This window comes from Streptomyces sp. NPDC024632 (assembly GCF_055559175.1).
In genome coordinates this window covers 1-9,196 of the sequence record NZ_JBVHLD010000026.1, presented here as the reverse complement: position 1 = coordinate 9,196, position 9,196 = coordinate 1, and the positions used below count along the sequence as shown (strand labels likewise).

Here is a 9,196-nt window from a genome sequence, read left to right as displayed (position 1 = left end):
GGTTTGTCGGGGGGGGGGGGTGGAGGGTGTCGGGCGTGGTGCTGCGCTGGGCAGGGGCTCCCCCCCCCCCCGCCACGGTCTCGCGCGGTTGTACAGGATTGGACAGAAAATCCATGGGTCATGATTTGATCGCCAAGTATTCGTCCACTGGAGGCATTGCGCCGGTGGGCATACTCGTCATGGTGGCTCTTTTGGCTGGATTTGTTTGGGATGCTCGTAGGTTCCCGGACGGGCCGTTGCTGCGATGGCTTCTTCCCGTCGGTCTTATCCCATTTATGGTCGGGGCGCTCCTCAATATTCTTGCTCTCATTATCGGCGGGGCCGTGGTCATGGGCGTCGGCTTCTGGGCCTCACGAATTTCGCGCTCCAAGAAGAGGGACGGGCAGCTCTGGAAGTGAACGAAGTCCCGCCGACGACATGCCAAGCGCGAGTGCCACCGCTCTGACCGAGTGACATCGGAAGAGCGGCAGACCCGGGTGCAAGCGGACGCCTGGCTCCCACAATCGGTACGTCGCCCTATCAGCTTCAGCATGCCGGGAACCCAGTCAGACTCGTGAGGGGCGGCCGGAGGCGTCGTAGTCCTGGTGGACGTGGGCTTTGTAGATGGTGTGGTTGGTGTCGGTGCCGTACCAGGTGTCGGTGCGGCGGCCGTGGTCGTCGTAGGCGAAGCGGATCTTGGTTGAGGTCGGCGCGGCGGTGATGAGCTGGGTGAGGAGGTTTGCGTCGTCGTAGGTGTAGGTGGCGGTGCCGCGGGCGTCGGTGACAGTAGTCAGGTTGCCTGATTTGTCGTATCCGTAGGTGAGGGTGCCGCCGCCGGAGGTGGCGGTGCGGGTGGCGAGGTGCCCGTGGTCGTCGTAGGTGTACGTGCCGGTGCCGGTGGCGTCGGTGCGGGTCCGGACGCGGCCGAAGCCGTCGTAGGTGTACCCGACGGGGTGAGTGCTGTCGGAGTAGGTGACCGAGGTGATGCGGTCCGCGTCGTCGTAGGCGTAGGTGGTGGTGATGTTCCGGCCGTCCTTGGCCGTGGCCAGGCGTCCGTACTTGTCGTAGCTGAAGGTCTGCCCGCCCAGGGAGCCGCCAGCCACCGGAGTGACAGAGGTGGTCTGGTGGGTGGCGGAGTCGTAGCCGTAGGTGGTGCTGGTGCTGTTGCCCAGGTCGGTGGACGTGGCGACGGTTGCGGCTCCCTTGAAAGTGAGCAGCTCTTTGAGACTGACCTGCGCATTGCGCAGTTTAATGAGTGGGATATGCCAGAAGTTACTTGCGGGTAGGTTGATGGGTTGCGCCGGTTGAGGTGATGTGACCTGTGGGTTCTGAGAGTTGCTCACTATGAGCGTTGACTGCTCAGCGTTAGTGGGCGGCCGGTAGTAGCGGCCGAGAGTGGTGGGGCTGGCCGTGGTCGGATAGCTCCTTTCGTGGCTGGAAGGCCGTCGGCTGCGTCAGCGGGTCAGGCCAGGTCGAGGGGTGAGGGGCTGGGGCCGGTGAGCCTGAGCTGGCTGGCGCAAGGGCTGCCCCCTGGCTGTATTAGTCCTGGGGAGGCGCTGCGGGACTGTGCGGGGCCCGTGCGGAATACCGGACAGCACCGTTGGTGATCATGATTTCGCGGGCGGACCATGCGCGGTGACAGTCGGCGCACACGGTCTTGATCCACCCGGCTGGTGCGTCACCGCGAGGCCGCGCCCGCCCCGAGCCCGCGCAGAACTCGCAGAGCACGGCAGCCTCCGCCTCGGCGGCCCTGACGAACCGCGAGGCCGCCTCGCGGGCGGCCCGCTCACCGGCATCGATCTGTACCCGTAGCCCCCGAACTTCTCCTTCACCCCAACAGCCCGGTAGTCGGGCCAACGGGCGACCAACTGCTCGTGCAAACGGTGCAGTACGGCGTGCCAGCCCGGGCCGACGGCCTTCGCCAGGCGAGGAATCTGTATCACCTTCACCGGCGGATCCAGCGCGGGTCCCTCGTGCACGGCCTTCTCGGCACCCATTTCTTCTGTCTTCAGGGCACGTCGAGGTCGAACTGCTCCAGCCAGTCGGCGTTGCCTGCTCCGGCGACGGCCACGACGCCGCACGTCAGCCAGATCATCGCCGGCAGCAGATCGTCGCCCAGGTCTTCGGTCACCTCTGCCACGGTCACATCGCCGGCTCCGGGAACTCCGATCAGCCCTGACATCCGGGAGGCCGTTTCGCCTGCCCGGTCGCCGAGGTACTCATCGACCCACGCCGTGGCCGCCTTGGCCTGCGCCGGCGACAGACCCGACTCCCGTGCCCCGGCCAGCCATCCCGCCAGCACCCCGAACGACACGGCTCCTGCCAGCCCGGCGGCCTCGTCCCCGGACTCCTCCGCCAGCCGCTCCAGCCCGATCACGACCCGTAGCGCGATGCGCGGATCGCGCCGCGCCAGGATCGTGGCCACCACCTTGCGCAGACTGGCGACCGCCGCCGCCCGGCCGTCGTCGGGGGAGAACCTCGTCCGTGACGGCTTCGGCCCCGGCGGGTTCTTGTTCGCCGTGCGCCGTCGACCGGTAGGCGTGCACGGCATCGCTGAAGGCCATCACCTCGGCGGCGGAGAAGGTGTGCCGGTTGTCCTCCGTCACGAGATACCCGCACTCGCGCCAGGCGTGCACGAACGCGGGATCCACTCCCGAACCCTCCGCTGCCTCCAGTAATTCGTCCATCACCCGGCCGATGGCCGCCTGCGTCAAAGGACGCGGCTCGTCGGCCTCGGGATCGAAGAAGACCGGATCGTGCGGGCCGGGAGGCCGTCCGAACTTCTCTTCGAAAGCGGCCCGTTGCTCCTCCATTGCCTCCCGCATGTGCACATCCAGCTCGGACCCGGCCGCCCAGGACACCTCGACCGATCCGTCCACTCCCCGGCGCCGTTGTACAAACCGCGGATCGCCGTGACGCTGCGCCACCATCCGGGCGTGCTCCTCGGTGAACTCCTCCACCGCCGCTGTGCGCCGTTGCTGCTCCGCGCGGGCACGCGCACGCGCGTTGTCCCGCTGACGCTGCGCCTTCGACTTCTTTCCCAACGATCTGCCTTCCTCCTGCGACCCGGACACGTCGACCCTAAGCAGTCCACTGCTTCACGGGCGCCCTTTGCACACAAGATGAAGGACCCGCCGACCATCCCTGCGAAATGTCGGGAGCCTGAAGTGCCTGTCCTACAGCCGTCCGAGGAGCAGTGCGGTGACATGAAAGGCCGAGAGCGGCTCCCGCCAAGCACCACCGTTGCCGCTTCGGAGGACGATCCGGCAGCGGCAATGCACGAGGACCCGAAGCCCGCGATCCCGGCACAAGCCACACCGTCGGCCGCTGGCTGCGTCCCACCGCCCACCGCCCACCGCCCACCGCCCACTGCCCGTGCTACCCGTGCCGCCCGGCGTATGCCAGGTAGGGTGCGGGGGTGGATCAGCGCGGCACTCAGGGAGAACGTGGGCGTTCCGCTTCCGACGGGCAGCCCACGCTGTGGCAGGTCCCCGATGATCTGCCCGTCACCGACATGCCCTTCGCGATCGCGCTCCTCGCCCTCGGTGCCGCCCGGGGTCTGGGACACAAGGGACTGCACGCGCTGGTACGTGAACACCGAGAGCAACTCGGCCGGCTGTGGGACGTTCCCGACAGCCGCCTGACCGACGAACTCACCCGCGCCAAAGTCCCCACCGCCCGCAAGATTGCAGACGAGATCAGCACCCACCATGCCGACCTGCTGAAGACGGCCCGGGCCAAGGCCGACGAACTCGCCCAGCGCGATATCCGCATCATCGGCCCCTCCGCGTTGCCGGCCCGGCTTGCCGAACTCCCTGGCGCACCCTTGTGGCTGTTCGTCGAGGGTGACCCCCGTGCTCTGTACGAGGGCCCGCACGTCGCAGTCGTCGGCACCCGGGATGTGACACCGGACGGCGTGCGCGCCACCGAAGCCGCCGTGCGCACTCTGGCCGCCTACCCGATCGCCCTGGTGTCCGGCCTCGCCAACGGCGTTGACGCGGTGGCGCATCGGGCGGCCCTGCGCGACGGAGTACGCAACGTCGCCTTTCTCGGCCACGGCATCGACGTCGTCTTCCCGGCCGAGACCGCGGACATCCGTGCCCGTATCGTCCGCACCGGCGGCGCGGTCGCCAGCGAGTACCTGCCCGGCGAGCACTACCGCAAGGCCCAGTTCGTCCAGCGCAACCGCCTTCAGGCCGGTCTCGCGGACCTCGTCATCGCTACCGAGGGACAGCGCACCGGCGGCACCGCCCACACCGTGCGCTTCGCCGCCACCTACCGCCGTCCGATCATCGGCTTCACCTGGCCCGGCGCCGGCGACCTGGCCGATCTGATCGGCACCGAGCCCACCGGGCGGCTCATCGACATCTTCACCACGGCCGGACGCCGCACCCTCGACGCCCTGTGCCGCAGCGCGGCCGACTCCTACGGACACACCACCTTCGGCCTGAGCCTGGTCGAGCGCCAACTCGGCCGCGAGGTGGAACTGCGCGCCCTGCCCCCCGAAGACCTCACACGGCTACGGCAGCGCCTGGACGACCTGCTGGGCCAGGAAGACGGTGGTCATGCCCGCTAAGGCAGTCATCTTCGACTACAAGACCCTCCTCCTGAGGCCCGGTACCCCTACGGCCGCTGAGACGGCCGCGCTGCTGCACAGCCTGACCGCGCGGGGACTGCAGTGGTGCATCCTGTCCACCGATCCGCTCTCGCCGGTCCAGAAAGAACAGATACAGCAACTCGGCTATCCCGCCCCCAGCCTGCTGATCGACCAGTCCCACATAGCCGGCGGCAAAAAGCGCGGCTCACCGGCCTGGATCGACGCCGTCACCACCGCCCTGCACCTGCAACGGTATGAGCTGCTGTACGTCGGCTGCACAGCACTGGACTGGCGCACCGCCATCAACTCCGGCGTCATGTACCAGCACGCCGCATGGGCCGCCTCGATGCCCAGTGGCACCACCTCGCTCGTCGCCCGCGCTCCCGGCGACGTCGACAGGTTCCTGGAGATGTTCCTCTCTGGCGACCCAAGTTGGTCGCACCGCGCCGACCAGGGCAACTGGTCACTGCGCTCGCTGCTGCCGGCTTCCGCGCGGCCTCGACCTCGCCCGGCCCCACCTTCAAGCTCCAGGACGTCTTCACCTACCAAAAGCCGGTGAAGATCGGGGACTCGGACGCCCGGAGCATCCTCATGCTGTTCGTCCTCGCCCACGCCTACCTGGAAGACCTGATCCCCGCCAACCCCTACTTCTGCATCTACCCCAGCAGCACGAGCGGCCAGGTCAGCGAGCGGCTGAAGACCTACCTCGACAAGGCCGCCGCCCTCTTTCACGGCTACTACCGCGAAGACCTCCTCGTCCGCGCCGTCGACGCCCCGGACACCAGCCTGGAGCGCTGGAAGGCCAGCCAGGGCCAGGCGGCTAAGAACATCTCCATCGCCACCCAGGCCCAGACGGTGCACCTGGGCCCCGGCTACCGCGGCAAGCTCGGCACGAAAACCGTCGTCGTCCTCGACGACTTCACCACCCACGGCATGTCCCTGGAATGGGCACGCCTCCTGCTGACCGCAGCCGGAACCCGGCGGATCGTCATGCTCACCGTCGGCAAGTACGGCAGCTGGCACACCCGCTACGACCTCAAAGACCCCAGCACGCTCACCCCGTACCAGCTCAACACCCTCACCGCCGACAGCTTCACCACGACCTCACTGACCCCCGTCTTCGACCCCCAGGCTCAAGACCGCCTCTACCAGCGCCTCGCCGCAGTCCTGGACTCCTCCGAGGACTGACGACACCACCACCGGCCCGTCCCGCACGAGCCGACCAGGCCGCTGGATCTGCTTGCCTCCCTGTCAGATCAGCCGGTCCCGATCGAGGGCTGCGCTGTCGCGGACGAGCTGGGCAAAGCGTTCGCGGCTGCGGGCCTGCTGCTGCTCGATCTGCTCGTCGTCCCATTCCTCCACGTCGCCCGCGTCGGATTCCTCGTCGTGCTCAAGACCGTCGCACCCGTCATAGATGAGCCAGCAGCCGTGGATGCCCGTAAGAAGGTCTTCGAGGAGGTCACGTGCGGGGCGCTGAGGATCGAGAGGAGTCAAGCGCAGGGTCATGCGGGTGAGATCGGGCTCCTCCTCGCCGCTGTATTCGGCGAGCATCCCCTCCAGGTCGTCGAGTTGCTCCCGCAGCGCGGCAGCATCGGGCAACAGGCCGTCGGCGACGTGCATGGCGTGGCGCACGAGGCCGGTGACAGCCCGGTGGGGGCTGGCGCCCTGATCGATGAGATCGAGGACCAGCGTGGGCGTCTCGTGGGGGAGAGCCTCGATGTGGTCGGCTTCGAGAACCACCTGGGTGGGGTTGAGCCCGGCCGCTTCGGCGGCGACGTCAGCCGCCAAGCTGGCGAGAGGCACCCGGGGCTTCTCTCGCCCACTCGGCGGTCGGGTTCGAAGTGTGCAAGCCATGACGTGTCGCGTTTCGTTGATGCCCGGCAGAAGGCGGCGTCCGTGCTGCGTTCTGCCAGGCGCCCGGCCCACGGGCGGACTTGGGGAAAGTAGTTCAGGAACAGAAGCGATGAGGCGATGGGCCGTCAGGCGGGTTCCTGGCCGGGGCCGTCGGCACCGGCCTCCAGGGCCTTGTCGACGAACTCCCGTACTAGCTGCCTGACCTGTGCGGCCGGCACGACCTGTTCCCACTCGGGGGTAGATGCGCACTGCCAGCAGCGCATCCGGAAACGGATCGATCCGTCTTCCTGAATCGCACCCCACGCGGAGTAGGACTGCTTCGTACACGGGCCGTGAGGGTCGGGCACGAACGTCTGCAGCACGATGTCGGGCTGGTGGCGCGGCGGCACGGTCCTGTCGCGGCGGCAGCCGTCGCACAGCAGGAGATGGCGGACCGCACCCGGCCGGTGGATGAACCTGTAGCCGCCGCCTTCGTAGGTGTTGCAGCTGGCACACACCGGCCCGCGCACGAATCCGTGCGCGTGGCAGTGGTCCCAGTACACGGCCTGCCGAGGACTGGGACACAACCGGCACAAGAACGCCTCCGGCTGCGAGTTCTTCAGCAGCGACGCATACAGCCGACCGCGCAGGTGGTCCTTGTAAGGGCGGGCGACGGAGGCGGCGCACGCGGGGCACAGGGTGGTGTAGCCGCTGTTGCTGGACGTGCGCCACTTCCAGACGTCACCGGTGGCGCTGCAGCGGCTGCATCGGGTGGCCTGTTCGACGCACTCGGCGGCGATCTGGTCCGCGCGGTCGAGGAGGGCAGCGTAGGCGCGCGGGACCATCCAGGTGGTGCCGGACCACGTCAGCAGCGGCAGCGGGCTGGTACAAGTGATGGGTGACCGGCCGTAGCGTTCCTTGACCTGCTCGAAGGTCGCTCCGCACCCTAGCCCGTAGCGGTTGGGCCGGGTGCCGCTGCACGGCTGCTGTCCTTCGCAGCGGCAGCCGTTCGCGCTCTGGTCCTGGTAGGAGATGTGCTCGAACCAGCGGTGGATCTGTGAGCGCCACGTCTGGTTGTGCTCGGTGGACGAGAGACGGGCGTCGACCAGGTCGTCGGGATCGAAAGGGAGCGAGGCGAGTCGGTCGCCGGCCGCGCGGATGTCCCGATCGTCCAGCCGCCACCGGCCCTTGTACTTGTAGCCGCGCACGGCGGTGTCTCCGATGAGGACGTGGTTGCTGATCTGGAAGGTGTAGCGGGACAGCGAGGCGGGCGCCGCGGGGACGGGACAGCCCTCGGTGAGTTCCGCCAGTAACTGGTTGGCGTACTCCGGACTGATCGATGCCATGGGTATGTCTCTCCTTCGTGTGCGAGGGATGAGTGGGCGGGGTGTGTGGCGGCCTGCGGACGCCGACGAGACACGGCCGGGGCGGAGTTGGCTGGTGGGGGAGCCGGGGACTGGGTCGGCAGATGTCACGGGCACGGCGCCGGCCCGGGCCGCGGCGAGGGCACCGGTTCCCAGCCACCGGTCAGGAAGGCTGCCCCGGCCTCTTCGCAGATGCTGCGGGGACGGCGGTCGGTGAGGAAGCCGATGCGGTCGCTGTACTCGGTGGGCCGTACGGCCGTCCGGTGCACCGTCCACAAGCCGTTGCTTTCGAGGCGGTCCGCAGCGGTGAGCCGGTGCAGCCACCGATCGAGGGGATCGGTTTGTGCGGCCGTCCTGGGTCTGGTGCGGGTGTAGGCGTTCAGCCAGTCCGCGAGCCACGGCCTGTCGGCCCGGCGGCTGATTTCCCCGAGCAGCAATTCCATTGCGGCGCCTGCCCCTTGGGCTGCGGCGGTCTCGCGCAGCCGCTGCTGCCAGCGCGGAGCGCCGAGCAGCCGGGCCACGGCGATCGTCTCCGGGTAGGACACCAGGGCATGCGGCGCCACGGCCGTCGGCATGGATCCCGTGACCGCGGCCAGCCGACGTACACGGTTCTGCCAGACCGTCTCGGATCGCCAGCCTTGTACTTGCCACGACCACACCACCGCCGCGGCGAGGGCCACCACGTCTGCCGCATCCGGACGGGCTCGTGCGAGAGCGGAGTGGTGTCGGTGAGCGGTGAGAACCTCGGGCAGGGTCTCCAGCGGAATGCTCGCCGGCCTCTCGGGATGCGCGAGGAGCCAGCGCCGGTGACGTCGGCAGACGTGCCCGGCCGTTCCCGGGTACACCAGTACCGGCTGTCCGGGCCGCCAGGCCCGCCCGGTACATGCAGGACAGGTTCCCACCCATGCCTCGCCCGGCATGTACCAGGCCGCCCGAGGGTTCTCGTCGTCCGCGAGCCGTTCGTGCGGGGCGGCGAGAGCGGGCAGCAGGCGGGTGAGCCGGGGCAGGGGAAGACCGGTGGAGTGGGCCAGGGCCGTTCGTGCGGGTGTGTTGAGGAACAGTTCCAGTCCGCTGCCCGGGGTGCCTGTCACCTGCACCCGGTGCGTGCCGCTCAGGACGCCCCGCAGGAAGTCCTGCGCGGGCAGGCCGTAAGGGGCGGCCATCCTCCGGAACCAGGAGCCTGTCAGTTCCCTTGCTACGGGCGGGATACGAACAAGCGGGGAGGCGGAGGCTTGCACGGCATCGGCCTTTGCACGTGGGCGTGTTGAGGGCAGGGCGAGGTAGGGGTGCGGTCGTGGCTCAGCGCCCCGTCGGAGAGGGGAAGGGGGCCCGGGGGGGGGGGGGGGGGGGGGGGGGGGGGGGGGGGGGGGGGGGGGGGGGGGGGGGGGGGGGGGGGGGGGGGGGGGGGGGGGGGGGGGGGGGG

9 protein-coding genes are annotated in these 9,196 nt (G+C 69.0%); 4 read left to right on the top strand and 5 right to left on the bottom strand.

The genetic code is table 11. From position 1 onward, the window contains the following. The first annotated feature begins 113 nt into the window (after positions 1 to 113). Positions 114 to 398 (top strand): hypothetical protein, encoded by a 285-nt coding sequence (locus tag ACZ37P_RS36190; protein WP_366823769.1) that lies wholly within the window; start codon positions 114 to 116, stop codon positions 396 to 398. 147 nt (positions 399 to 545) lie between these two features. Here the strand turns inward: ACZ37P_RS36190 and ACZ37P_RS36185 are convergent, their stop codons facing one another. Further along, on the bottom strand, positions 546 to 1,082 hold the full coding sequence (locus ACZ37P_RS36185; protein ID WP_467350674.1) for a hypothetical protein: 537 nt from the start codon (positions 1,080 to 1,082) through the stop codon (positions 546 to 548). Between the two features lie 905 nt (positions 1,083 to 1,987). Continuing rightward, positions 1,988 to 2,530, bottom strand: a complete 543-nt coding sequence (locus ACZ37P_RS36180; protein ID WP_467350672.1) for a hypothetical protein — start codon at positions 2,528 to 2,530, stop codon at positions 1,988 to 1,990. A gap of 963 nt (positions 2,531 to 3,493) precedes the next feature. Between ACZ37P_RS36180 and ACZ37P_RS36175 the strand changes: the two genes are divergently transcribed. Genes ACZ37P_RS36175 through ACZ37P_RS36165 form a run of 3 tightly spaced genes read left to right on the top strand, consistent with a single transcriptional unit; the run spans position 3,494 to position 5,764 of the window. Beyond that, positions 3,494 to 4,555 carry a DNA-processing protein DprA gene (locus ACZ37P_RS36175; protein WP_467350671.1) on the top strand — a complete coding sequence of 354 codons (1,062 nt, stop codon included), beginning with the start codon at positions 3,494 to 3,496 and terminating at the stop codon, positions 4,553 to 4,555. After that, a complete protein-coding gene (locus ACZ37P_RS36170) occupies positions 4,545 to 5,135 on the top strand; it encodes an HAD family hydrolase (RefSeq protein ID WP_467350670.1) in 591 nt (196 codons plus the stop codon). The genes ACZ37P_RS36175 and ACZ37P_RS36170 overlap by 11 nt, the downstream gene beginning before the upstream one ends. Then, entirely contained in the window at positions 5,132 to 5,764 is a 633-nt protein-coding gene (locus tag ACZ37P_RS36165; RefSeq protein WP_467350668.1) for a hypothetical protein, read from the top strand. Before ACZ37P_RS36170 ends, ACZ37P_RS36165 begins: the two co-directional genes overlap by 4 nt. A gap of 63 nt (positions 5,765 to 5,827) precedes the next feature. On the opposite strand, the gene ACZ37P_RS36160 is transcribed toward ACZ37P_RS36165, so the two are convergent. The 3 genes from ACZ37P_RS36160 to ACZ37P_RS36150 form a co-directional block, all read right to left on the bottom strand. Then, positions 5,828 to 6,379: a hypothetical protein gene (locus tag ACZ37P_RS36160; RefSeq protein WP_467350666.1), complete on the bottom strand. Its 552-nt coding sequence runs from the start codon at positions 6,377 to 6,379 to the stop codon at positions 5,828 to 5,830. Positions 6,380 to 6,555: 176 nt separating this feature from the next. Continuing rightward, on the bottom strand, positions 6,556 to 7,755 hold the full coding sequence (locus ACZ37P_RS36155; RefSeq protein WP_467350664.1) for an endonuclease domain-containing protein: 1,200 nt from the start codon (positions 7,753 to 7,755) through the stop codon (positions 6,556 to 6,558). 125 nt (positions 7,756 to 7,880) lie between these two features. Continuing rightward, on the bottom strand, positions 7,881 to 9,011 hold the full coding sequence (locus ACZ37P_RS36150; protein WP_467350663.1) for a TniQ family protein: 1,131 nt from the start codon (positions 9,009 to 9,011) through the stop codon (positions 7,881 to 7,883). Positions 9,012 to 9,196: the final 185 nt, after the last annotated feature.

What these genes read in the sequence shown, in the direction of transcription:
- ACZ37P_RS36180 (WP_467350672.1), bottom strand. Translation starts at nt 2,530, where the DNA reads ATGCCGTGCACGCCTACCGGTCGACGGCGCACGGCGAACAAGAACCCG.
- ACZ37P_RS36170 (WP_467350670.1), top strand. Translation starts at nt 4,545, where the DNA reads ATGCCCGCTAAGGCAGTCATCTTCGACTACAAGACCCTCCTCCTGAGG.
- ACZ37P_RS36155 (WP_467350664.1), bottom strand. Translation starts at nt 7,755, where the DNA reads ATGGCATCGATCAGTCCGGAGTACGCCAACCAGTTACTGGCGGAACTC.
- ACZ37P_RS36175 (WP_467350671.1), top strand. Translation starts at nt 3,494, where the DNA reads ATGCCCTTCGCGATCGCGCTCCTCGCCCTCGGTGCCGCCCGGGGTCTG.
- ACZ37P_RS36190 (WP_366823769.1), top strand. Translation starts at nt 114, where the DNA reads ATGGGTCATGATTTGATCGCCAAGTATTCGTCCACTGGAGGCATTGCG.